This is a genomic window from Lactobacillus sp. M0403 (assembly GCF_016101265.1).
In the GTDB taxonomy this organism is placed as follows: Bacteria; Bacillota; Bacilli; order Lactobacillales; family Lactobacillaceae; genus Lactobacillus; species Lactobacillus apis.
The window spans coordinates 172,826-195,072 of record NZ_JACFQV010000004.1 but is presented as its reverse complement, the minus strand read 5'-3'; the positions used below and the strand labels follow the sequence as shown (position 1 = coordinate 195,072).

Here is a 22,247-nt window from a genome sequence, read left to right as displayed (position 1 = left end):
TGCAAAAAGCGCTGCATTTGTTGTGTTTTTTTTATTTTTATGATTAATTTTGTTATTTAAAGGTATAATTGTCTGACTAAATGAACTTTGTTCGTATGCTAAGTATAGAGTAAAGTATGTAAGGAATTGAATTGTAATGGAATTTAATGATGTATATGACCAGGAACGAGTAACTCGTAAATTTACTAACAGAAAAGTCAATGAAAAATTACTTGCTAAAATTATTAAGAAAGCACAGCAATCCCCTTCATTACTTAATTCACAGCCGTGGAAGGCATATGTTCTAACAGGTGAACCACTTAGTTGCTTAAAAGAAGAGGTTAAAAAGCAAATAGATGAAGGTGTAGAGCCTCATGAAGATTTTGCTAAAATATTAGCACTTAATTGGGATCCATATCCTAGTCAAAATTTGGCTGTGGTTGGTGCTTCTCAGCCTTATTTTTTTCACAATAAGATGGATTTATTTAAAAATTCAAATGATACAATGTTCAATGCTCAAGATGTTGTTTTTCTAACAATTCCAAAAGCTTCACCAGCGTGGTCAGTGTTTGACTTGGGCATTTTTTCTCAAAGCATTATGCTTTTAGCAGTTGATGAAGGCTTGGCTGTTATGCCGGCTCATTCAATGGTTTCATTTCCCGAATTAGTTCGGAAATATGCAGAAATTCCTAACAATGAAATTGTAGGAATGGCTATCGGTTTAGGATATAAAGATAAAACAGCCGAGGTCAATGATCCAAAGTTTATTCCAGATCGTTTACCATTTGAAAAGATTTATAAACTCGTAAAATAAATCTTCTTTTTATAAAAATAAAGTGCTATTAATGCTAAGATATATATCAAAGGATTTTTTAAAAGGTGATATAAATTTTGAGTACAACCCAAATAGTTACTAATTTAATAGCAACTTTAGTAATTTTTGTCTTTGCAGCTTTTTTTGTTGCTGCAGAATTTGCTTTAGTCCAAACAAGATCAAGTCAGCTTGAAGACATGTTGAGTAATAATGTGGGAAGCAAGCGTAAAGTTAAGCGTGCTTTGCATATGACTCACAACTTAAATGAATATCTATCAACAACGCAGGTGGGAACTACACTTGTCGGTGTTGTTTTAGGTTGGTTTTCAGCTGACACGTTTGCGGCTTTATTTTTTAGATTATTTAATTTAACCCAATTAAATCATTCTCTTGTGCGTTCTATCAGTGCACTTTTAGGAGTGATTTTCTTGACGTATTTAGAAGTGGTGGTAACAGAGATTGTTCCCAAGAATATCGCAATTGATATGCCAGTAAAAATCTTACTAGCAATTTGTACACCACTTCAGCTTTTCCATACACTGGTTTATCCATTCGTCTGGCTGCTTAATACCAGCTCTAATGGACTGTTAAAACTGCTTGGCTTTGATCAGGCTGATGAAGAAAATCAAGTTTATTCGCAATCAGAAATTATCAAGCTTTCTCGTAAAGCCGTTCATGGCGGTGCGCTTGATAAGAACGATTTGACTTACATGCAACGCGCTTTTGAGTTAAATGATAAAGTCGCCAAAGACATTATGACTGACCGAACAAGGCTAGTTGTTATTAACTCGAAAGACACAATTAAGCAAGCGCTAAAAATGTATCTTGATGAAGGCTCTAGCCGAATTCCAGTTGTTCGTGATAATGATAAAGACGAAGTGGTTGGCTATATCTATGCCTTCGACGTGGTCCAGCAAAGTCAAATTGATGAAAATGTTCCAGTTACGCGGATTATTAGGACGATGATTACTGTTCCTGAATCAATGCCGATTCAAGACATTTTGCATCTGATGATCAAGAAGCACACACCAATTGTGCTGATTGTGGATGAATACGGTGGAACTAGCGGAATTGTAACTGATAAAGATATTTATGAAGAGTTATTTGGAACGGTTAAAGATGAAATTGATGATGTTTCAGATGACTACATTATCAAGGATAAGCATGATAATATTCATGTTTCCGGCAAGACTACGTTATACGATTTTGCGCGATATTTCCACAAGGATTTAAAGAGTTTTCAGAACAGCGACATCATCACTATAGGTGGATATATGATGGAGCATTATCCTGATTTGAAGAAGAATGAAACTGTTGAATTAGAAAACTTTGAATTTAAACTTGAGAGTATTGAGCAAGGTTTTATGCGCTGGTTTGTGGTTAAGCAGTTAGATAAAAAGCAAAAGTCAGAAGAAAAACAAGAATAAAAAGAAAAGGACTTATCTCTTAAAAGATAAGTCCTTTTTAAGTGCTAAAAATAATTATTTTTGAGCTAATTTGATAACCTCAGGCTTTAAAACACCAATGTAACTCAGGTTACGGTAAAAGCTCATAAAATCGAGACCATAGCCGACTACAAACTCATTACCAACCTTGGAACCATAATATTCAATTTCAATATCATTTTTACGGTTAGCTTCTTTATTTAGTAGAACACAGCATTTTACGCTTTTAGCACCACGCTTTTTGAGTAAGTCCTTCATAAATTTTAAAGTTAATCCTGTATCAACAATATCTTCAACAATTAAGACATCGCGATCTTTTACATCAGTTGCTAAGTCAGAAACAATCTCAACTTTGCCTGAAGACTCAAGCCCATCACCATAACTTGAAACATCCATAAAATCGATTTGCTCTTTTACATCCATTTCACGAACCAGATCAGTTAAAAAGAAAATTGCACCTTTAAGTGCTCCAACAATTAATGGATTCTTTCCAGCATAATCTTCAGTTAGTTGTTGACCTAGTCTTACACACATTTGATGAATATCATCTTCAGAAAATAGTTTGTGATCAATAATATTATCAATATTGTCGTTTTTCGGCATTTATCTACCCTTCACTTAAATAAACTCAAAATTACTTGATAAAACCGATTATATCATTTTTCATATAAAAAAGTACCGTAAATTAGACTTTTTCACAGTTTATTGCCTATTTTACGTACAAAAAGTTAAATTAAATGAAAAATAGTAAGATTATTATAAATGCTTTTTAATTTAATGGTTATGGGCTAACAGTTTTTGCTACAATGGAAGAAGTAATTAGATCAAGCGAAAGGTATTAAAAGTATGAAAAAAGAGCAAGAAATCAAAATGCTAAAGGCTTTTTCAGATGCCAATTCAACTTCTGGCTTTGAAGAAGAGTTTGTAAAATTATTTACTGAAACTGTTAAAGACATTGCCGATGTTAAAGTGGATGGAATGTTGAACGTATATGCTTCAAAAAAGGAGAATCAACCAGATCGTCCAGTTATTCAGCTTGATGCACACTCAGATTCGGTTGGCTTTATCACTCAGGCTGTTCGACCAAACGGAATGATTAAGTTTGTCCCACTTGGTGGTTGGGTAAAATATAATATTCCAGCTTTGCGGGTTAAAATTTTAAATCGTGCTGGTGAATATGTTCCTGGCGTTGTTGCAACTAAGCCGCCTCACTTTATGACTGAAGAAGAACGTAATAATGTTCCCGATGTTGCAGACATGTCGATTGATGTTGGCTCAAGTTCACGTGAAGAAACGATTAATGATTATCAAATTGATACAGGCTGCCCAATCTTTGTCGATGTAAAATGCGAGTACAATGAAAAAACTGGTCTTTTCTTTGGTAAAGATTTTGACGATCGTTTTGGTGCTGCTGCAATGGCTGATGTACTTGACAATTTAAATGGTGAGCAAGTTGACTTTAACGTAGTTGCTGCCTTATCTAGTCAAGAAGAGGTTGGTTTAAGAGGGGCATATGTTACTGCTAAGGCTGTTAAGCCTGACTTGGCAATCGTTCTTGAATCATGTCCCGCTGATGATACCTTTACTCCAGAATGGTTATCTCAAACTGGATTAAAACGTGGGCCAATGCTTCGTGACATGGATACATCGTTTTTACCTAATCCTAAATTCCAACAATATGCCTGTGATATAGCTGATAAAAACAATATTCCTTACACTCGTTCAGTTCGTACTGGTGGTGGACAAGATGGTGCAGCAATTTACTACGAAAATGGTGCACCAACAATTGTTATTGGAATTCCTGTACGTTATGAGCACTCACCATATTGCTTTAGTGCATATCAGGACTTCAAGGCATCAGTTGATTTAACTGTTGCTATTATCCGTGATTTAACCAAAGAGAAATTAGCTAGTTTTAGTCAATTTTAAATTCAAGGTTGATTACTAATCTTTTAAGTCAAGCATACTTGGCTATGTTATAATAGAAAAAATAAAGTCACTAGGGGTGCCACATTTAGCTGAGAAATACCCTCTGAACCTGAACGGGATAATACCTGCGCTAGGGAAGTGTTGAAATAGATTTTTCATGTACTCCTAATGACTGGTGAAGTTTGTTAGGAGTATTTTTATGTTTACAAGATCTTCAAAGTGGAATGTCAAATCGATTATTTTACTTGCGTTAATTGGAATTATTTTAGGGGTAATTTACACCTATGGGTTTAACTGGGCGTTTAACCTGGTAAAAATGATGTTATTGCCAACAGGCTACGCACCAGTGACTGATGCAGTCTTTTCTGGCCTCTGGTTACTTGCAGGACCCCTTGCAATGTACTTTGTACCTACAGCAGGCTCTGGCGTTGTTGGTGAAACTTTGGCTGCAATTGTGGAAATGGTGATTGGTGGTCAATGGGGCGCTACAACGGTCCTTTCTGGACTAATTCAAGGCGCTACTAATGAAATTGGCTTTTTCCCTAAAAAAGAAAGATATCAAAAGTTTTCTTGGCAAAGTGTTTTAACGGGTGCCTTTTTTGCAGGGCTAGGTAGTTTTATACCAACATACTTTTTATATGGCTGGAGTAAATTCAGCGTTAAACTGCAAATTATTATGTTTGTGACAATGCTGCTATCGGCGCTGCTTTTTGATGGGGTATTGATTAAACTAATTACCAACTTATTTGATAGAGCACTAAAGCCTAAGATTGACTAAATAAGGTAAACGCTAATAATAATTAGCGTTTTTTAATGCTACAAAAGCCATGGACTAAATTGTGAAGAAAAATTATAATTAATGCTTATATGAGTAAGTAGAGTGCAAAGATACTATAAGGAGAATTATGGCAGAGAATATCACAAATTGGCGTTCATTAGGTGGCTATGTTGGTGCCGAAGGTAAAAAGGTTAAAGAGGAGATGCTTTTTCGTTGCGGTCAGTTATTTGATTTAACCGACGAGCAAAAAGATTTGGTTCAAAATCATTATCAACTTAAGAGACTTGTTGATTTACGTGGTGATGATGAACGAAAAGAATACCCAGACTATGTTTGGCCAGGTCTTGATTATGTGATTTTAGATGTTTTAAAAGATTCAGGTACAAATCAGGCAAGTGTAGATGAAATTGTTTCGGCTAACAGTCATGTGGAATCTGATATGCTCAAGACATACGAAGAGCTAGCCTTATCAAATTCTGCACGTGAAGGTTACCATCAATTTCTGATGGACCTAATTAATGATCCTGTACCAGTTGCATTTCATTGTTTTGCTGGGAAAGACAGGACTGGTGTTGCAGCAGCATTAATCTTGAAGAGTTTGGATGTTAGCGAAGACCAAATTTTTGAAGATTACTTGAAAACAATTGAGGCTCGTAAAGAAGCAAATCAAGAAATTTTGGACTATTTAAAAGACAAAATGGATCCTAAGAATATCAAAGATGTTGCGATTGCCTTAACGGTTGAACGTCAGTATTTGGAACGTTACTTTGAAACTGTCCAAAAGAACTATGGCGACTTTGACCGCTACTTTGTGGAAGGTCTTGACTTGCCAGCTGATTTTAAGGAGCAGATGCAAAACATTTACTTAGTTTAGTTTTTTGCCTGTGATAAATAGTATTTGAAGAAAAGAGAAAAAATGAATCGCGAAGATTATATCAAGAATTTAAACCTTGAACCCCACCAAGAGGGTGGCTGGTTTCGCCAAATTTATACTAGTGACGAGCAGTTTTACGCTGAAGATAGTAAAGGTGATCGCTATTACTACACTTCAATTTATTTCTTACTAGATGATACCAGTTGCTCTCATTTTCACCGTTTAAATCACGATGAACTGTGGTATTACCATGATGGGGAACCAATCACCATCCACTGTATTTCACCCGAAGGAGAGTATCAAGCTGTTAGACTAGGTAAGGATGTTACCAAGGGTGAAGTGATGCAATTTAAAGTACCTAAAGAAACGATTTTTGCTTCTGAAGTAACTAAACCTGACAGTTTTTGCTTAGTTAGCTGTGTTGTTTCACCAGGTTTTGATTATCATGACTTTGAGATGCTTAAGAGAAAAGAATTGTTAACGCAGTATCCAAAATATACCGAAGTAATCGAACGTCTAGCAATTGACTAAAAAAAAAGACCAAGTTCTAATGAACTTGGTCTTTTTATGTTGAGATAATTATTTAGCGTTTTGACTTAAGACAGAATGGACCTTGGTAGTCAGCATGTCAATTGCAACGTTATTTTCGCCACCCTCAGGGATGATAATATCCGCATAGCGTTTGGTTGGCTCAATAAATTGGTGGTACATTGGCTTAACAGTATCAAGGTATTGTTCAATTACCGAATCAATTGAACGACCACGTTCCTTAATATCGCGCTCTAAACGCCTAATAAAACGAATGTCGTCGTCAGTATCAACATATACTTTAATATCCATTAAGTCACGGATTTCCTTGCTAGCTAATACAAGAATACCTTCCAAAATGATAATATCAACAGGTTCCGTATGGATTGTTTTCTTGCTTCTTGTATGTTCCTTAAAATCATAAACAGGCATCTCAATTGGTTGATGCTTTAACAAACAACCAATTTGCTCTTCTAGAAGGGGAACATCAAAGGCATCGGGATGATCATAATTAATGTTCTGTCTGATATCCATTGGGATGCCTGTGTTGTCTTTGTAGTAGGAATCTTGCGTCATAATCAAGACATGTTCATTTTCTTGCATTTGATCAACAATTTTATGGGCAATTGTTGTTTTTCCACTACCAGAACCACCAGTAATTCCAATCACAACAGGTTTTTCAAGTTTAGACATAGAGCTACTCCTTTTTTATCAATAAACATTTTACTTTACTTTTCCTTGAATTACCAATACTTAGGGGAAAAAGAAAGGTTCTACGTGAGTTTTTAAAATTTATTACAACTTAATAAGTCTAAAAAATAAAAGACTTGATAAATTAAACTAATCGTTTTTTGTGTTCAGGAAGAATAAAATAGTATTTGGTAGAAAATATGAATAATGGTAAACTTCAACCTAATAAAAGATTCAGTATTTTTATTGCGCAGCAGGAGAAGTAATGTGGAGGGCCTCTAAATGAAAATAATTGATTTAAAGAAGTATTTAACACCATTTGAATTTCAAGTAGTTGATAAAGATATTAGGGTAAAAATATATTCGGACACTACAATCGAGGCTTCTGGATTTTATAATTCCATTTTTAAAGGAGAAACTGGATCATTGAGGAAAAGACTTTTTACAATTATTGAAAATGGAAAAATAGTTTCTGTAATTACTTCAATAATCCCACAAAAGTTCATTAGCAATCCACGTATTGATGATATTGAAGAGGAAACAGACAAAATACAAAAAAGTACAGAAATTTATAATGATATTATGCTTACTTGGCCCAGTAATGACGAAGAAAAATTGTTTTTAAGCAATCAAACGCAAGAAAAGTTTCAAGTTATCTTACGAAAGGCTCTTTTTGTTAATGCGAATAATGACATAATTAGGTATGAGGAAGATGCGATGTTACCTGATGTTTTTTGTTTGCAAAAGGGGTAGCTATGAGTTCATTTTTATATCAAGAAGCCAAGAAAAAAATATTGGACATAATTGCCAGCGGCGAGTTTAAACCAAACTCTAAAATTTGGAATGAACGAGTTTTTGCCCAGAAATTAGGCTACACACGTTCAACTATAAAAAATGCAATTAATTCATTAGTTGAAGATAATATTTTAGAAAAAAGAAGGGGAGATGGAACGTATCTAGTGAATGAGAATGTAAATAACTCATTTGAAATAGGAGATGATTCCCCGAATTCATTTACACAGCTTGTTAAAATTAATCGCCAAGAAGTGGTCAATAGAGTAGAGTCGTTTAAATTAATCTATGATAATAAAGATTTAGCTATTATTTTTGATGATAAATATAGCGACTTTTATGAACTAATTAGAACACGCATAGTAGACAATACTGTTGTGGCCGTTCAGAAATCGTATATTCCTTTTAGTTTGTTTGAAGATGCACACCGATATGATTTTAGTAATATGTCTTTATACGATTATATGGACTTTAAGAATCATAAACCGACAAAATTTGAGACTAGAATTGAAGCTCGGCCAATTAGTGACAATCAGTTTGTAGAGGATACAATTAAGTTAGATAAATCTAAATACGCCTATTTATTATTCTTGGAGTATCGCGGTTTTTCAGATAAAAAAGAGATGGTTGAATACACAAAGTCATGGTATAACCCCGATTTTATTAGCTATAAAATAAAAGTAAAAAGATAAATTGGTCTTAAAATTGGTTGCAAAAAAGGAACTACTTTAGAAAGCGGTTCCTTTTTCTATTGCCTAAAATAATATTAAGTACTAAATTAAAGTTATGAAGAAAAGAAGGGAGGAAAGTCGCATGGAAATAGTATTAGCAAGCCATTCCACTTTAGCTCGTGGAATGTATGATACTGCTTCACTTATTATGGGAAAGTCAAAAAACCTGCACTACATAACTGCATATTTAGATGATAGTGTTAACTTTTGCGACCAATTGAAAGAAACAACTGATGAGATTTCAAATCAAAAAATTGTTTTTGTTACTGATGTTGTGGGTGGTTCTGTTAATAATGAGCTTACCAAATTTGTTGCTGAAAAACCAAATTGGTTTCTTGTTTCTGGTATGAATTTGCCTTTTGTATTAGAACTGCTTAATTATTCAATTGCTTATCCAGATGACGATTTGGAAGAAATTAAAGCTAAGTTAGCTTCTTTAGTTGAAACAGGTAGAGAAGGATTACAGCTAGTTGAATTAAAAGATCAAAATGAAGAAGAAGATTTTTAATTTGAAAGGGGATTATAAATTATGATTGCGATGACGAGGATTGATTATCGGTTATTACACGGACAGGTTGCTTTCGCATGGACCAATAACCTATCGGCTAATGCAGTTTTAATTGCAAATGATGAGGTTGCAGGAGATAGTTTTCGTAAAAAGACATTTCAATTGGCTAAACCAGAGAATGCTAAGTTGATATTTAAAACAATAGAGGATTCTGCTAAAGCAATCGCAAGTGGCGTAACTGATAAATATCGTGTTTTTATCGTGGTTGAAACCATCAATGACGCGTACCGTTTGGCTAAACTTGTTCCTGAAATAAAATTAATTGACTTAGGATTATCGAGTGAAAAAGAGGGTTCAACTAACATTGCAAAGTCAGTTTATGTAACAAAGAAGGACATTGAACAACTTACTGAACTTGAAAATGATGGAGTAAAGGTTCTTGTAAAACAGGCGCCAGGCGATCCTGATACAGAATTTTCTTCACTGATTAATTAGGAGGAAGAAAAAAATGGTTTTACAAATTATTGGTATCTTTCTTGTTTCCTTAATTGCTAATATGCAAGATTTTCTTGGTTCATCTTTTATTGGACGACCAATTGTTACTTGTTTATTTATTGGCTTGATTTTTGGAAACGTCCAACAAGGATTAATTATTGGAGCAACACTTGAATTAGCCTTTCTAGGTTTAATGGGTGTTGGAGCTACCGTCCCTCCTGATGAAATAATCGGAGGAATTTTGGCAACAGCTTTAGCATTAAAAAATGGTTATGGAGTCAGTGTGGCTCTTACATTGGTTTTACCAATTGCAACCCTAGGGTTATTAATTAAAAATTTGCTTTATGTTGTTATCTTCCCTGCAATGGCACATAAAGCAGATGATTATGCGGACCAAGGTGAAGTGACTAAAGCAGGAAATATGCATATTTGGGCATCATTCACGAGAGTCATTATGATGGCACTAGTAACGACTATTTCGTTTGCTCTTGGTAGCAACTTAGTTGGTGCATTCGTTAAATTGATTCCGAAGTTTTTGATTGACGGTATAACTGTTGCTACGCAAATTTTGCCAGCCGTTGGTTTTGCAATGTTAATTAACATGACTTTCTCGAAAAAAGTTGCACCATTTTTCTTTATTGGATTTGTTTGTGCGGCATATTTGAAGCTAGACATGATTGCAGCATCAATTATTGGAGCTATCTTTGCGGGCATCATGTATCTGATTACTGAAGAAATTCATAACAGTAATGGTGGAAACTCAAATAGCGCTACGGAGGTGCAAGAAGATGACTTCTAATATTAAAGAGAATACTCAGGAAAAGAAACTCACCAAAAAAGACTTAAAAGGAATTTTTTGGCGTAGCATGCCAATGGAAGCATCATTTAATTATGAACGAATGATGAGTATGGGTTTTGCCTATACTATGACGGGAATTATTAATAAGCTTTACGACAAAAAAGAAGATAGAAAACAGGCAATTAAGCGGCATCTTGAATTTTTTAACTGTACTTCAGCCACATCACCATTTATTGCTGGTGTATTGGCCTCAATGGAAGAAAAAAATGCCAATGATCCAGAATTTGATCCTAGTTCAATTAACACAATGAAAACTGGATTAATGGGCCCTCTTTCAGGGATTGGTGATTCAATTTTCTGGGGTAGTCTAAGAATTATTGCGAGTGGTATCGGTGTTTCTCTTGCTCAAAAAGGAAGCATTTTGGGACCAATCTTGTTCATTCTAATTTATAACATTCCAAATTTATTAGTTAGATATTATGGCACAATGTGGGGTTACAAGTTAGGAACAACATTTGTAGACAAGATGGCATCTGGCTTGATGAATTCAATTACGTATGCCATTAATATTTTGGGAAATACTGTTATTGGCGCTATGGTGGCTTCAATGGTTGTTATTAATATCCCTGTTCAACTTAGTGGTGGTAAAAATCCCGAAACAATTCAGTCATTGCTTAACTCAATTATGCCCGATTTAATGCCTTTAGCAATTACCTTTTTCATTGCTTGGTTACTAAAGAAAAAGCATGTCAAGATGATGTGGATTTTGCTAGCAATCTTAGCTATTAGTATTTTGGGCACATTCTGTGGTTTCTTAAAGCCTTAATGGATTGAAAGGAAAAAATAAATGTATTTCGATAAAAATGAGTTTTTAACTAATTATAATTCTGCCGTGAAGGAACTTGATCACGTTGATGAAGTTCTAGCAAAATTAAGAAAAAAGGATATCAAAAATATTTTCTTTACTGGATGTGGAGGTTCATATACCAAGTTTGTTAACTTACGTCCGTTAATGTTTAAAAAATTGTCTATTCCTTTTGTTGTCACTACACCTGAAGAATTATGTGACCTATATCATGATGATATAACCAATGATAGTTTAATTTTAGCTGGTACAAAAACCGGTGAAACGACAGAGTTGGTTGAAGCAATTGAAAAAATCAGAAAAGATTTTCCTAAGTCAACGATTATTAGTTTTATCGGAGACGAAAACAGTACCTTAGAAAAAGAAGGTCTTATTGATGAGCGTATTAAATCGTTTGATACGGATGCAAATTTAATTGAATTAGGTTGGTTTTTAATTCACTTTGCACAAGAGACAGATAATAAAACAAATGAAAGCCAAAAACAGCAGCTTAAAGAAATGGCACAAAATGTAGCTGAAGGGATAGAAGCACTTGTTCCTGCTGCCTTAGATCACGTCAATAATACTGATATTGATCAGATGCAAATGTGGGTTGGTTCAGGAAATGTTTGGGGAGAAGTTTGCTGCTTTGCAAATTACTTAATGGAAGAAATTCAGCACATTAAAGCACAAGCAATTAACTCTGGTGAGTTTTTCCATGGACCTTTTGAAATTATTGATAATAATCAAAGTGTTAGTGTTGTTGTTAACAGTAATTCGAATCGCCAAGAAGACATGCGTGTAGTAAACTTTGTTAAACAATTTGCTAAAAATCCTTTGATCATTGATATGAAGGTTTTTAAACTAGATAAATTTGATAGTGACTTACAGGTGTTCATTGAAGCTTATGCTTTAAACCATTACTTTGACACGCTTTTCAACATGTATTCAATTAAAACAGGCAAATCTGCTAAAACAAGACGCTACTACCGTTTGCTTGAGTATTAAACCATAATCTTATTAAAAAAATGATTCAAAAGCCATATTTCGGTACTTGACCGAGATATGGCTTTTTTTTGCTAAAAATGAGCCATTATTTGCTGGAAGTGCTATCATAAAAGTATAAATAGATGTAGTACCACTCCTTAGAAAAAGACAGTGCAAGTCTAATAACTTTCAATTACTAATCTTTTACTAAAGATAAAGATACTTACTTAATTGAGGAGGACAGAATCATGCTTTTAACTTCTAGTTTGGCAACCTTATTAAAGGGCAATGTTACTGGTCGCTTAGTTGGAATTGTTTTAATTATCTTAGGTGTAGTTGAATTGCTTTTCAGCTTAAGATATAGCAAGGGTGTAATTAAAAATGGGACTAGCAATGGCTTCGCCCCAGCTTCGATGGCCTTTTCGTTATTCTTCGGGCTGATTTTATTAGTTGTGGGAATTTTCGTTGTTGTAACTACTTTTTAAGTAGTAAACCAATTTTTTATTAAAGACGAAAATAGGATTAAATATTATCTTTTTGATAGTAAGCGCTAACCTAAAAGTGTTATAATGTAATTAAATTACGGATACATTTTAGGAGGAAAAAATTATTATGGCAGAACAAACTATTATGCTGAATTGTAGTGCAGGAATGAGTACATCATTGCTAGTAACCAAGATGCAACAAGCTGCTAAAGATCAAGGAATTGATGCAAATATTTTTGCTTGCCCAGCTTCAGAAGCTACTCAACATATTGAGCAGGATCATCCAGATTGTATTTTACTTGGGCCACAAATTCGTTACATGGAAAGTGACTTCAAGAACAAAGTACAGGGTCAAGGTAAAGATGGAAAAGATATTCCTTTTGCCGTAATTGATATGCGCGCTTATGGTATGATGGATGGCGTAAAAGTTTTACAACAAGCAGAAGATTTAATTAACGGTTAAAACGGAGGAATACGATGGCAGAAAATATGACACCTGAACAAGAAGAACAAGCTACTTTAGAATCAGCAATGGGTTTAATTGCCAATGGTGGTAATGCAAAGAGTTTAGCTTTTGAAGCAATTCGTTTGGCTAAAACTGGTGACATTGAAGGTGCTAGAGCAAAATTAAAGGAATCAGATGAGTCATTAAATGAAGCTCACAATTCTCAAACTGGTATGCTTACCAAGGAAGCTCAGGGAGGCCATACTAAAGTCACCTTGTTAGTAGTTCACTCACAAGACCATTTAATGAATGCAATTACTTTCAGAGATTTAGCCGGTGAAATGGTTGACTTGTACGAAAAATTGTATGAAAACGGTACTTTGAAAAAATAAGATAACTAAAGAGTAAAACTTTTATATCTTCTAAAAACCAGATAACCTTTAAATAAGGTTATCTGGTTTTTATTTTAATTAAACAGTAATCGAGTTCTAAAAAATATTTTCCCTATTTTGTAAGATACAAAAAAGCGAAGTTAGTAAGAACTTCGCTTTTTGATTGATTTTTAAATTTACTAGTCTAAATCTTCACCATTTGAACTAATAACTTTTTTATACCAGTTAAAGGAATCTTTGCGTGAACGCTTCAATGTTCCTTCACCAGCATCATTTTTGTCAACATAGATAAAGCCGTAACGCTTGTCCATTTGTCCAGTTCCTGCAGAAACTAGGTCAATTGGTCCCCATGGAAGATAACCCATCAGGTCAACACCGTCAATTTCAACGGCTTTTTCCATTTCGGAAATATGCTTTCTCATATAATCAACACGGTAATCATCATGAATTGAGCCATCTTCTTCAACTTTATCATATGCACCCAAGCCATTTTCAACAATGAATAGTGGGATGTGGTAACGATCAGTTAAGTGGTTTAATGCAATTCTAAGTCCCTCTGGGTCAATTTCCCAGCCCCAGTCACTACGTTCCAAAGTTGGATTCTTAGCGATTGCTTTTGATAAATCGTTTAATTTATCAGGTTTAACCTTTTCGGCCGATACAGTAGTTGTCTGGTAATAGCTGAAGCCAACGTAATCGACTGTACCTTCTTTTAAAACAACACGATCTTCATCAGTGATGTCTGGACGGTAACCATTACGAGTAATGTATGCTTCAACTTCTTTTGGATATTCACCGAAAACATGAACATCTGAGAACCAGTCACGTCTTTGCTCAAACTTGTCAGCTAATAATACATCATCTGATGAAGGAGTTAGTGGACGAACTGGTGAGTAATTAATCATACAGCCAATTTGGAAATCAGGATTGATCTTATGTCCGATTTTGACAGCTAAGGCTGAAGCAACTAATTCATAATGAGCTGCTTGGTACATTGCTGCTTCTTTTTCTTGATCAGTCATACCATCAAGGATAAGTCCTGAGTTAGTAGCCATTAAGAAGTCTTCATTATAGGCTGCTTGATTATCAATTTCGTTAAAAGTCATCCAGTACTTAACGCTGTCTTTGTAACGGTTAAAGCAAACTGTTGCAAAGCGTACAAAGTAATCAATCAACTTGCGGTTAGTAAAGCCATGATATTTCTTTACTAAATTGTATGGGATTTCAAAGTGAGAAAGGGTGATAACCGGCTCGATGCCATAGTGATGGCAAGTAGCAAATAAATCATCATAGAACTTCAATCCTGCTTCATTTGGCTTTTCGTCGTCACCATTTGGAAAAATTCTTGTCCAAGCAATCGATGTTCTGAAAGCTTTGAAGCCCATTTCAGCCATTAGCTTAATATCTTCTTCGTAGTGGTGGTAAAAATCAATAGCACTGTGATTAGGATAGTTTTTACCTGGAATTACTCCATCTGTAATTTCACGAGGCTTAGTGGCTGAACCAACAGTCATAACATCGGCAACTGACATACCTTTGCCGTCAACGTCCCAAGCACCTTCTAATTGATGAGCAGCAACAGCGCCGCCCCATAAAAAGCCGTCTGGCATTTTTGCTGAGTACATTTAAATCTCCTTTTTAATATTTTTACTGATAGCGCTTAACAAATATATTTTAAACAAATAAGGTAATCCAATCAAGTTATTATAAATGTAATCATTTTTTATTTTTAGCGTTATAATAATACAGAATATATTGCATATCTAAGGAGAAAGTAATGGCAGATAATTCGCAACCAAAAACGGTTGAGCAAAAGAAACACGCAGATAGCATTAAATATCTCTATTTTAGTCGGTATTTAATGCTACGGTATAGTGTAGTTATATTCTTATTCGTGAATTTGTTTTGGTTTTTAATCCTAATTCAGTATCGGACATGGGTTGGTATTCTGTTATCAGGCCTAGTAACGCTTTTTTCGGCTGCAGCTGGAATTGAGCAGCTAACGAAGATGCATAATCGCAAACTTGACGTTCCAGTGACACGTTACTATTTTTGGACACAAATTGGTTTAAATTTGATTTTAGCAATATGTTTATTTGTGCCAATAAGGGTACAACTTTTTCCATTTGTTACCAATTCAGATTCGCTTTATTTGATGCTTGCCTTTCTGTTTGCAGGGATTATTCTTGCTTATTTTTGTGAAAGGAGAATTCACAATATTATAATAGGGAAAGATAAATATAAAAAATTAATTGAAACATATAAAAAGGAAAAATAGATATTTATTTTATTCATGAAAAGGCTTACAATAATATTAACTTAGTTAGGATACAAACTAAGAAATAGAGGGGAGTTTATATTATTATGGCAGAAACAACAAAAAAGCCGTTGAAGGATCGGTTTGCTGAAGTTGCCGGTAAATTTGCTGCTACAAGATTTGTTCGAGCAATCATGGATGCAGGATACAGCGTTATCTCGTTTTCAATTGTTGGTGCATTTTTCTTAATCTTGACAGTATTACCACAAGTTATTCGTGTTAATGGTTTTATTAGCTTTTATGCTAATACAATTGGGCGTTTTACTGACTTATTTCAGTCTGTTTATAATGCGACAATGGGGATTATTGCATTAGTTTTCTCAGGAACGTTTGCATTTTCATATACAAAAATTTATCGTGATGAAGAGCAAATCAATTTAGTTCCAATGAACGGATTAATGATGTTCTTAATGGGCTTTTTCATCACCGTTGCTCAATTAGTCTGGAAAGATGGAAGAATGCAATTTTTGCAATCTATCACCAAGACTAAGATGGTGGTTGGTGGTTATCAAGCTTCAACAGCAGGTATATACAGAATAGGTGCTGTTGGTATCTTTGTTGGTTTGGTAATAGCTTGGCTAACGGTTCAAATTTACCGTTATACAGTTAAACATAACTGGCAAATTAAGATGCCGGATTCAGTTCCAGCAGGAGTCGCAAACTCATTTAGTGCTTTGATTCCAGCATTTTGTGTAGCTGTTGTAGTCGCTATACTTAATGGCGCTTTAGTCATTGCTGGCACCGACATGTTTAACTTGCTATTTATTCCATTTTCATTCATTAGTAATATTGCAGACACATGGTGGGGCTTCTTGATTATTGTCTTCTTAATCCACTTCTTATGGTGGTTTGGAATCCATGGTGCAACTATTATTGGCTCGTTTACGACTCCAATCGTTTTAGCTAATATGGCTGACAATGCTCAAAGAGGTGGGCAACACTTCTTTGCAGGAGACCCAACTAACTCATTTATCACTATTGGTGGTTCCGGAGCAATGCTTGGTGTTGCAATTTGGTTAGTTCTTAGAGCTAGATCTTCTCAATTGAAAGAACTTGGTAAAGTTGAAATTGTACCTGCTATCTTCAACATCAATGAGCCACTAATATTTGGGTTGCCAATTGTTTACAATATCGATTTGATGATTCCATTTATCTGTGCTCCGCTTGCTTCAGGAATTGTGGCCTACCTTGCTATTACGTCGCACTTAGTTCCAGTAATTAGAGTTCAGCAACCATGGCCAACGCCTGTCGGTCTGGGGGGCTTTATTGCAACAACTAGTTGGCAAGGTGGAGTCCTTTCAATTGTCTGTGCGATAGTTGCTTTCCTTGTTTGGTACCCATTCATTAAACACTATGATAATGTCTTACTAAAACAAGAAAAAGAAGGAGCTACTGCTACCGCTGAATAAAATTAATATTAACTAATAAAAACACTCTATTTAATGAAATAGAGTGTTTTTTGTGTGTAAAGATATATCAAAAAGTCCAAAGTCTATTAAAGATTATTTTCACCCCAATCATTCATAGCCTCCATTATCTTAATGAAACTCTTTCCTTGTTTGGTAAGGTAATATTCCACATGTGGTGGTACGGAATGAAAGTCTTTTCTTAATACGAAACCGTCTTGGGTAAGTTCTTTTAGGCATCTATTGAGCATTACATTAGTGATTCCGTTAGTATCTCGTTGTAATTGATTAAATCTAATTCCTTCATTCTGATGAATTCGCCAGATTATCAAAAATTTCCATTTTCCACCTAACTGACTCATTACTTTGGAAATGCCACAACTGGTCTGTGAAACTTGATTCATTAATATTCCTCCATTTACAGTAACAAAAAGATTAGTACTTGTTTATTTTTTACTGTAGTTTAAAGTTACTATATCAAAGAATATAAGGAGAATAAACTATGAAGGAAGATTTTATTGATTTTTTAGCTGAGAGAAAATCAATTAGAAAATTTGATACTAGTCATCGTATTTCAAAGCAGGAAATAGAAGAAATACTGTCTTTGGCGGCAAAAGCGCCGTCAGGAAATAACACACAGCCTTGGAAGGTTGTTACAGTTATGAACAAGGAAGTACAAAAACAATTGGTACCCCTATCTTTTAATCAAAGTCAGATTGAAGATGCAGCAGCAATATTTATCGTTTTTGGGGATCCACTTGAATATGATGTGGATCATTTAGCAGATTATAAAGCGCGTAATGAGCATTTATCTCCTGAAGAAATAGAAAAATTCAAAGAAAAAATGACGAAATTTTATGAAATGTCCCCAATCGACAAAGGTCCAGAAGCGCTTAAATTAGATTGTGGCTTATTCTCAATGAACTTATTATCCGCTATTCGTGCATATGGCTATGATGGCACCCCAATGAGAGGTGTAAATTTTGCTGGAATTAAGGAGCTCTTATCTATTCCTGATGATTGGTTGCCAATATTAATTATTCCATTTGGAAAAGCAAATGAGCCTGGAAGGCCAAAGGTTCGCAAATCTGTTGCTGACTTTACTAGGTTTATAATTTAATCGCCTTGAAGAACATATCGGGATTATTTTAAAAAAGTTGCTATACTGCTTTAACTTTCTATTAAAAGGGACTAGAATACTGGTAAATTAATAGAAGGGAGCGATTTATATGATCACTTTTGGTAAAAAGATGAATTACTGGCCATTGTTTTTCTCAATTTTTTGGGCACTTTTTGTATTTCCATTTGCATTAATTCTTTTCCAGACAACTGGTGTTAATGCAGTTATTTGGTCTTTAGGTGTTTCAGTGGCAGTTTTTCTATTTGTTTCAGGCATTTATTACCCAACAGCACTTCAATATGATTACAGTTATTATGAAATTTCTGCTAACCAAATTAGATACTATGACTTTAGTACTCGGCTGAAAAAGTTTGAGATGATTTTTTTAGGACCTAATACCCCAATGAAGAGCTTAAACATGGATGAAGTTGAAGATGCAAAAACTTTTGGTGAAAGTGGTGTAGAAAAGCTACCTTCTGTTGCTTTGTTTGATCCAATTATTTCTTTACCGTTCCTGACAAAAGTTTCTGTTATTAAAAACCCTTATGGAATTGAATTGGAACTTGATGGTGGACAAAAGAAATATATTTCATCTGCTCGTGATAAGGTTTATGACAATCAAACTTGTACTGCTAAGACTAAGGCAGCACTGGACTTGATTCAAAAGAGTATCTGCGGCAGGCAATTAGCTTAATATTTTTGCTTTAACACGATTTACAATCAATATTTTAGTATTAACAAGGTGCACTCGATATAATAAAGGTGTAACAAATTTATTAGATTTGGGAGGCACTTTTATATGAAATATCCAAAGACTAAAGAAGTTTTAAATCAATTAGTTGCTGATTTGACACAATTACACATGATTGTTCATCAACATCATTGGTATATGCGTGGCAACCGTTTTTTGAAATTGCACCCATATTTAGATAAGGTAATGGATGAATTAGCTGATCAACTGGATGAAGTTTCTGAACGTTTAATTACATTAGACGGTTCGCCAGTATCTACTTTGAGTGAGATCGCAGCAAAAACAAATATCAAGGATGAAAAAGGAAACTGGGATGAAACAATTGATGAGCGCTACGCTAAAATCATCGATGGCTACCACTACCTTGAAAATCTTTATCGTGAGGGAATAAAGGTTAGTGATGAAGAAGGAGACTATGCGACAAATGATTTATTAACAGGTTTCCTTGCTGATGTTGAAAAACGGATTTGGATGATGTCAGGAGAAATAAATAAGGCACCTGAAATTGATCCAGAATAAAAACCAGTTTTAAAAGGCAGTTTTTGTTAACTGCCTTTTTTGTTGTCTTCTTTTAAAATTATTTTTGCTATAATGAAATTAACTTACTCAATGACAAATAGTTGATGAAAAGAAAGCAAAAAACAATGGATAAGCAGGAACAGGACAAATTAAAGCAAAAAGCAGCCGAAAAGGCAGCTAGTTTAGTAGAAAATGGAATGAAATTAGGCGTTGGAACAGGTTCGACTGTTGCCTTTTTGATTGAAGAGCTTGGAAAACGTAAGGACCAAGAAGGTCTAAACATAGCCACAGTAGTGACAACTTCAAGTAGAAGCAAGAAACAATTGGAGAGCTGTGGTTTTAAAGTTAGTGAATTGGCTGAAGTTGACCATCTTGACTTAACAATTGATGGAGCTGACCGATTTGCAAGTAATTTCGATGGAATTAAGGGTGGCGGTGGTGCACTGACACTAGAAAAAAATGTTGCGGTTAATTCGGAAAGAAATATGTGGATTGTGGATGAATCAAAACTCGTTGATCAATTGGGTGATTTTCCATTACCTGTCGAAGTTTTGCCAATTTCTTGCGAGCAGAATTTCCGTTTGTTTAAAGAAGATGGCTTGAAGCCACAATGGCGTATGAATGGCGAAAAGCGCTTTGTTACTCATTATGGTAACTACATCATTGATTTGAATATTGATCCAATTCCAGACCCATACGGTTTAGCGGATTACCTAGATAAAGTTGTTGGTGTAGTTGAAAACGGGCTTTTCCTTGAGGTGTGTGATGAAGTGATTATTGCGCATTCAAACGGCCAAATTGAAGATCGAAAGAAGCAGTAAATGTAGTGAAATTCTGCATATTATGCATGATGAATTGCGTTCGCTTTAAAGAAGAGGATTTTAATGACTAAAAAACCATTAATTATCAGTACTGATCCTGGTATTGACGATGTTGCAGCAATTATAATTGCTCTGTTTTCAGATATGCTTGATGTTAAGCTAATTGCCGCTACTTGGGGCAATGTGCCACTTAAAAAAACATTGACTAATACATTGAAATTAGAGGCTTTTTTGAATACGAATGTGCCTGTAGTTTCAGGCGCTTCATGTCCACTTCTGAGACAACAAATTGATGCTTCAGATGTTCATGGTAAAAGCGGCTTAGGTGGCTATGAATTTCCTGAACCGGATATGTCGCTATTAAAAGCTGGGATTGCGGCAGATGCCATTCATGAGGTAGTTGCAAATAGCAGTGAAAAAGTAATTTTAATGCAAATTGGACCAGCAACTGATTTTGCCTTGTATTTCAGACAATACCCAGAGGATTTAGCTAATATTGAGCAGCTGGTAATAATGGGTGGCGCAATAGGTCGCGGCAATTGGAGTCCGTATAGTGAGTACAATGTTGCTGGTGATCCTGAAGCAGCACAGATTGTTTTTTCTAGTGGACTGAAAATTTTGCTTGCACCACTAGAACTAGGACATCAAGCTTTTATTACACCTGATACGCTAAAGCAAATTAAAACGTTGAATCAGACAGGGGAAATGTTATATCAAATCTTGACTGATCTGCATGATGAAACAGAAGGTGATGGGCGTGAAATATACGATGCCCTTGCAGCTGGAATGTTAATCAAGCCAGAAATGTACACCTTTAAGTCTGCATATGTTGCAGTTGACACCAAAAGCATGTACTCTTATGGAGCTTCACTAATTGATTTTGACGATTTTTATCATCAGCCTGCTAATGCAGAAGTCGGTGTGAAAGTTGATCGTCAAGCTTTTGAAGACTGGTTTATTAGTGCAATTAAAAAGGCAAAGTAATTGAGGTAGCAAATGGCAGATTTCGTTTATCGCACAGTAATGCACGATATAAAACAAAATATATTGGATAACAAATATGAAGGGATGCGTCTCCCAGACGAGCGAAGTCTTGCTGAACATTATCAGGTTAGTCGTTCTTCAATGAAACGAGCAATGGAGCTTCTATCTCAGCAAGGAATTGTTTTTAAAAAAAGGGGAAGTGGGACTTTCATTAATCCTTTATATTTAAAGAACCAATCCTTATTTCGCTATGAGGGCTCTAATTTAGGGTTAACTGATAGTCTAAAAGTCCCTGGCAAAAAGCAGAGCATTAAATTACTAGACTATAATGTCATCAAAGCTCCAGAGGCAATCAGGCAAGATCTGTTTTTAAATGAAGATGATTTTGTTTATGAGTTTAAGAGATTAAGATTTCTTGATGAACAACCATTTTTAATTGAGACAGGCTACCTTCCGATTAAAATTGTTCCTGAATTAAAGCCTGAACATTTGAAAAAATCGCTGTTTAATTACTTAGAGGATTCACAGAATAAGGTTGTTACTAAAGCCTTTCTCAATATCACAGTTGAACCTTCAAGTAATGAGGATCAAGAGAAACTAAAGTTAAAAGAAACAGAACCTGTTGGAGTAATTGAGGGTATCTTCTTTTTGGATGATGGTACACCATTTGAGGTATCAACGATGCGTATTCATTACCAATACATGAAGTTCAACACGTTCGTAAATTTAAATAAATAGAGCATATCTTAAAGACCGAGAATCAATTTCTCGGTCTTTTGTTTATAAAAGTATACTTTCATTGTTTTACTTTGCC

General features: G+C 34.9%; 28 protein-coding genes and 1 riboswitch. Of the genes, 24 read left to right on the top strand and 4 right to left on the bottom strand.

What is annotated here, in order from left to right; all coding sequences use genetic code 11:
- Positions 1-136: 136 nt before the first annotated feature.
- Together H3T48_RS06610 and H3T48_RS06605 are read left to right on the top strand one after the other, a co-directional pair.
- Positions 137-793, top strand: coding sequence for a nitroreductase (locus H3T48_RS06610; RefSeq protein WP_187157604.1), 657 nt, complete (start codon positions 137-139; stop codon positions 791-793).
- Positions 794-870: 77 nt separating this feature from the next.
- Positions 871-2,220, top strand: coding sequence for a hemolysin family protein (locus H3T48_RS06605; RefSeq protein ID WP_122034430.1), 1,350 nt, complete (start codon positions 871-873; stop codon positions 2,218-2,220).
- Positions 2,221-2,274: 54 nt separating this feature from the next.
- On the opposite strand, the gene hpt is transcribed toward H3T48_RS06605, so the two are convergent.
- On the bottom strand, positions 2,275-2,841 hold the full coding sequence (hpt, locus tag H3T48_RS06600) for a hypoxanthine phosphoribosyltransferase (protein ID WP_122034432.1): 567 nt from the start codon (positions 2,839-2,841) through the stop codon (positions 2,275-2,277).
- A gap of 243 nt (positions 2,842-3,084) precedes the next feature.
- On the opposite strand from hpt, the gene H3T48_RS06595 reads away from it, so the two are divergent.
- From H3T48_RS06595 to H3T48_RS06580, 4 genes are all read left to right on the top strand, one after another.
- Positions 3,085-4,167, top strand: a complete 1,083-nt coding sequence (locus H3T48_RS06595) for a M42 family metallopeptidase (RefSeq protein ID WP_187157605.1) — start codon at positions 3,085-3,087, stop codon at positions 4,165-4,167.
- Positions 4,168-4,229: 62 nt separating this feature from the next.
- A riboswitch (TPP riboswitch) is annotated at positions 4,230-4,321 on the top strand.
- 45 nt (positions 4,322-4,366) lie between these two features.
- On the top strand, positions 4,367-4,945 hold the full coding sequence (locus H3T48_RS06590) for an ECF transporter S component (protein WP_187157606.1): 579 nt from the start codon (positions 4,367-4,369) through the stop codon (positions 4,943-4,945).
- 127 nt (positions 4,946-5,072) lie between these two features.
- Positions 5,073-5,819 carry a tyrosine-protein phosphatase gene (locus H3T48_RS06585; RefSeq protein ID WP_187157607.1) on the top strand — a complete coding sequence of 249 codons (747 nt, stop codon included), beginning with the start codon at positions 5,073-5,075 and terminating at the stop codon, positions 5,817-5,819.
- A 24-nt stretch (positions 5,820-5,843) separates the two neighbouring features.
- Complete coding sequence (locus H3T48_RS06580; protein ID WP_370567533.1) at positions 5,844-6,350, top strand: cupin domain-containing protein; 507 nt, start codon at positions 5,844-5,846, stop codon at positions 6,348-6,350.
- Between the two features lie 48 nt (positions 6,351-6,398).
- On the opposite strand, the gene udk is transcribed toward H3T48_RS06580, so the two are convergent.
- Entirely contained in the window at positions 6,399-7,040 is a 642-nt protein-coding gene (gene udk / locus H3T48_RS06575) for a uridine kinase (RefSeq protein WP_187157609.1), read from the bottom strand.
- Positions 7,041-7,319: 279 nt separating this feature from the next.
- Between udk and H3T48_RS06570 the strand changes: the two genes are divergently transcribed.
- The 10 genes from H3T48_RS06570 to H3T48_RS06525 all read left to right on the top strand — a co-directional run bounded on the left by H3T48_RS06570 (position 7,320) and on the right by H3T48_RS06525 (position 13,515).
- Positions 7,320-7,790 (top strand): hypothetical protein, encoded by a 471-nt coding sequence (locus H3T48_RS06570; protein WP_187157610.1) that lies wholly within the window; start codon positions 7,320-7,322, stop codon positions 7,788-7,790.
- A 2-nt stretch (positions 7,791-7,792) separates the two neighbouring features.
- Positions 7,793-8,521: a GntR family transcriptional regulator gene (locus H3T48_RS06565; protein WP_046306254.1), complete on the top strand. Its 729-nt coding sequence runs from the start codon at positions 7,793-7,795 to the stop codon at positions 8,519-8,521.
- 121 nt (positions 8,522-8,642) lie between these two features.
- On the top strand, positions 8,643-9,068 hold the full coding sequence (locus H3T48_RS06560) for a PTS sugar transporter subunit IIA (protein ID WP_187157611.1): 426 nt from the start codon (positions 8,643-8,645) through the stop codon (positions 9,066-9,068).
- Between the two features lie 21 nt (positions 9,069-9,089).
- Positions 9,090-9,563: a PTS sugar transporter subunit IIB gene (locus H3T48_RS06555; protein WP_046306256.1), complete on the top strand. Its 474-nt coding sequence runs from the start codon at positions 9,090-9,092 to the stop codon at positions 9,561-9,563.
- 13 nt (positions 9,564-9,576) lie between these two features.
- Positions 9,577-10,362, top strand: coding sequence for a PTS sugar transporter subunit IIC (locus tag H3T48_RS06550; protein WP_198188939.1), 786 nt, complete (start codon positions 9,577-9,579; stop codon positions 10,360-10,362).
- A complete protein-coding gene (locus tag H3T48_RS06545; RefSeq protein ID WP_122034449.1) occupies positions 10,352-11,188 on the top strand; it encodes a PTS system mannose/fructose/sorbose family transporter subunit IID in 837 nt (278 codons plus the stop codon). The genes H3T48_RS06550 and H3T48_RS06545 overlap by 11 nt, the downstream gene beginning before the upstream one ends.
- Before the next feature lie 21 nt (positions 11,189-11,209).
- Positions 11,210-12,214: an SIS domain-containing protein gene (locus H3T48_RS06540; RefSeq protein ID WP_198188938.1), complete on the top strand. Its 1,005-nt coding sequence runs from the start codon at positions 11,210-11,212 to the stop codon at positions 12,212-12,214.
- Positions 12,215-12,441: 227 nt separating this feature from the next.
- On the top strand, positions 12,442-12,678 hold the full coding sequence (locus H3T48_RS06535) for a hypothetical protein (RefSeq protein ID WP_046306260.1): 237 nt from the start codon (positions 12,442-12,444) through the stop codon (positions 12,676-12,678).
- A gap of 127 nt (positions 12,679-12,805) precedes the next feature.
- Complete coding sequence (locus tag H3T48_RS06530; RefSeq protein ID WP_046306261.1) at positions 12,806-13,141, top strand: PTS sugar transporter subunit IIB; 336 nt, start codon at positions 12,806-12,808, stop codon at positions 13,139-13,141.
- A gap of 14 nt (positions 13,142-13,155) precedes the next feature.
- Positions 13,156-13,515 carry a PTS lactose/cellobiose transporter subunit IIA gene (locus H3T48_RS06525; protein ID WP_046306262.1) on the top strand — a complete coding sequence of 120 codons (360 nt, stop codon included), beginning with the start codon at positions 13,156-13,158 and terminating at the stop codon, positions 13,513-13,515.
- Between the two features lie 179 nt (positions 13,516-13,694).
- Here H3T48_RS06525 and H3T48_RS06520 read toward each other — a convergent pair whose 3' ends face one another.
- Positions 13,695-15,140 (bottom strand): 6-phospho-beta-glucosidase, encoded by a 1,446-nt coding sequence (locus tag H3T48_RS06520; RefSeq protein ID WP_074425688.1) that lies wholly within the window; start codon positions 15,138-15,140, stop codon positions 13,695-13,697.
- 152 nt (positions 15,141-15,292) lie between these two features.
- Between H3T48_RS06520 and H3T48_RS06515 the strand changes: the two genes are divergently transcribed.
- Both H3T48_RS06515 and celB read left to right on the top strand, forming a co-directional pair.
- Positions 15,293-15,793: a PTS cellobiose transporter subunit IIA gene (locus tag H3T48_RS06515; protein WP_232349897.1), complete on the top strand. Its 501-nt coding sequence runs from the start codon at positions 15,293-15,295 to the stop codon at positions 15,791-15,793.
- Positions 15,794-15,879: 86 nt separating this feature from the next.
- Positions 15,880-17,241, top strand: a complete 1,362-nt coding sequence (gene celB / locus H3T48_RS06510) for a PTS cellobiose transporter subunit IIC (protein WP_198188937.1) — start codon at positions 15,880-15,882, stop codon at positions 17,239-17,241.
- A gap of 86 nt (positions 17,242-17,327) precedes the next feature.
- On the opposite strand, the gene H3T48_RS06505 is transcribed toward celB, so the two are convergent.
- Entirely contained in the window at positions 17,328-17,642 is a 315-nt protein-coding gene (locus tag H3T48_RS06505) for a helix-turn-helix domain-containing protein (protein WP_046306268.1), read from the bottom strand.
- 98 nt (positions 17,643-17,740) lie between these two features.
- On the opposite strand from H3T48_RS06505, the gene H3T48_RS06500 reads away from it, so the two are divergent.
- From H3T48_RS06500 to H3T48_RS06475, 6 genes are all read left to right on the top strand, one after another.
- On the top strand, positions 17,741-18,358 hold the full coding sequence (locus tag H3T48_RS06500) for a nitroreductase family protein (RefSeq protein WP_198188936.1): 618 nt from the start codon (positions 17,741-17,743) through the stop codon (positions 18,356-18,358).
- A 130-nt stretch (positions 18,359-18,488) separates the two neighbouring features.
- On the top strand, positions 18,489-19,052 hold the full coding sequence (locus tag H3T48_RS06495; RefSeq protein ID WP_198188935.1) for a hypothetical protein: 564 nt from the start codon (positions 18,489-18,491) through the stop codon (positions 19,050-19,052).
- A 105-nt stretch (positions 19,053-19,157) separates the two neighbouring features.
- Positions 19,158-19,628, top strand: coding sequence for a DNA starvation/stationary phase protection protein (locus H3T48_RS06490; RefSeq protein ID WP_046306275.1), 471 nt, complete (start codon positions 19,158-19,160; stop codon positions 19,626-19,628).
- Between the two features lie 125 nt (positions 19,629-19,753).
- Positions 19,754-20,449 (top strand): ribose-5-phosphate isomerase RpiA, encoded by a 696-nt coding sequence (rpiA, locus tag H3T48_RS06485; RefSeq protein ID WP_074425683.1) that lies wholly within the window; start codon positions 19,754-19,756, stop codon positions 20,447-20,449.
- Positions 20,450-20,512: 63 nt separating this feature from the next.
- Positions 20,513-21,433, top strand: coding sequence for a nucleoside hydrolase (locus H3T48_RS06480; RefSeq protein ID WP_198188934.1), 921 nt, complete (start codon positions 20,513-20,515; stop codon positions 21,431-21,433).
- 12 nt (positions 21,434-21,445) lie between these two features.
- Entirely contained in the window at positions 21,446-22,171 is a 726-nt protein-coding gene (locus H3T48_RS06475; protein WP_109715211.1) for a GntR family transcriptional regulator, read from the top strand.
- Positions 22,172-22,247 lie beyond the last annotated feature (76 nt).

Excerpts from the sequence above, each read along its gene's own strand:
- H3T48_RS06500 (WP_198188936.1), top strand. The coding sequence starts at position 17,741 with ATGAAGGAAGATTTTATTGATTTTTTAGCTGAGAGAAAATCAATTAGA.
- H3T48_RS06585 (WP_187157607.1), top strand. The coding sequence starts at position 5,073 with ATGGCAGAGAATATCACAAATTGGCGTTCATTAGGTGGCTATGTTGGT.
- hpt (WP_122034432.1), bottom strand. The coding sequence starts at position 2,841 with ATGCCGAAAAACGACAATATTGATAATATTATTGATCACAAACTATTT.
- H3T48_RS06535 (WP_046306260.1), top strand. The coding sequence starts at position 12,442 with ATGCTTTTAACTTCTAGTTTGGCAACCTTATTAAAGGGCAATGTTACT.
- H3T48_RS06610 (WP_187157604.1), top strand. The coding sequence starts at position 137 with ATGGAATTTAATGATGTATATGACCAGGAACGAGTAACTCGTAAATTT.
- H3T48_RS06555 (WP_046306256.1), top strand. The coding sequence starts at position 9,090 with ATGATTGCGATGACGAGGATTGATTATCGGTTATTACACGGACAGGTT.
- H3T48_RS06520 (WP_074425688.1), bottom strand. The coding sequence starts at position 15,140 with ATGTACTCAGCAAAAATGCCAGACGGCTTTTTATGGGGCGGCGCTGTT.
- H3T48_RS06530 (WP_046306261.1), top strand. The coding sequence starts at position 12,806 with ATGGCAGAACAAACTATTATGCTGAATTGTAGTGCAGGAATGAGTACA.
- celB (WP_198188937.1), top strand. The coding sequence starts at position 15,880 with ATGGCAGAAACAACAAAAAAGCCGTTGAAGGATCGGTTTGCTGAAGTT.
- H3T48_RS06570 (WP_187157610.1), top strand. The coding sequence starts at position 7,320 with ATGAAAATAATTGATTTAAAGAAGTATTTAACACCATTTGAATTTCAA.
- H3T48_RS06490 (WP_046306275.1), top strand. The coding sequence starts at position 19,158 with ATGAAATATCCAAAGACTAAAGAAGTTTTAAATCAATTAGTTGCTGAT.
- H3T48_RS06475 (WP_109715211.1), top strand. The coding sequence starts at position 21,446 with ATGGCAGATTTCGTTTATCGCACAGTAATGCACGATATAAAACAAAAT.
- udk (WP_187157609.1), bottom strand. The coding sequence starts at position 7,040 with ATGTCTAAACTTGAAAAACCTGTTGTGATTGGAATTACTGGTGGTTCT.
- H3T48_RS06525 (WP_046306262.1), top strand. The coding sequence starts at position 13,156 with ATGGCAGAAAATATGACACCTGAACAAGAAGAACAAGCTACTTTAGAA.
- H3T48_RS06480 (WP_198188934.1), top strand. The coding sequence starts at position 20,513 with ATGACTAAAAAACCATTAATTATCAGTACTGATCCTGGTATTGACGAT.
- H3T48_RS06540 (WP_198188938.1), top strand. The coding sequence starts at position 11,210 with ATGTATTTCGATAAAAATGAGTTTTTAACTAATTATAATTCTGCCGTG.
- H3T48_RS06565 (WP_046306254.1), top strand. The coding sequence starts at position 7,793 with ATGAGTTCATTTTTATATCAAGAAGCCAAGAAAAAAATATTGGACATA.
- rpiA (WP_074425683.1), top strand. The coding sequence starts at position 19,754 with ATGGATAAGCAGGAACAGGACAAATTAAAGCAAAAAGCAGCCGAAAAG.
- H3T48_RS06545 (WP_122034449.1), top strand. The coding sequence starts at position 10,352 with ATGACTTCTAATATTAAAGAGAATACTCAGGAAAAGAAACTCACCAAA.
- H3T48_RS06595 (WP_187157605.1), top strand. The coding sequence starts at position 3,085 with ATGAAAAAAGAGCAAGAAATCAAAATGCTAAAGGCTTTTTCAGATGCC.
- H3T48_RS06495 (WP_198188935.1), top strand. The coding sequence starts at position 18,489 with ATGAATTACTGGCCATTGTTTTTCTCAATTTTTTGGGCACTTTTTGTA.
- H3T48_RS06515 (WP_232349897.1), top strand. The coding sequence starts at position 15,293 with ATGGCAGATAATTCGCAACCAAAAACGGTTGAGCAAAAGAAACACGCA.
- H3T48_RS06550 (WP_198188939.1), top strand. The coding sequence starts at position 9,577 with ATGGTTTTACAAATTATTGGTATCTTTCTTGTTTCCTTAATTGCTAAT.
- H3T48_RS06505 (WP_046306268.1), bottom strand. The coding sequence starts at position 17,642 with ATGAATCAAGTTTCACAGACCAGTTGTGGCATTTCCAAAGTAATGAGT.
- H3T48_RS06560 (WP_187157611.1), top strand. The coding sequence starts at position 8,643 with ATGGAAATAGTATTAGCAAGCCATTCCACTTTAGCTCGTGGAATGTAT.
- H3T48_RS06590 (WP_187157606.1), top strand. The coding sequence starts at position 4,367 with ATGTTTACAAGATCTTCAAAGTGGAATGTCAAATCGATTATTTTACTT.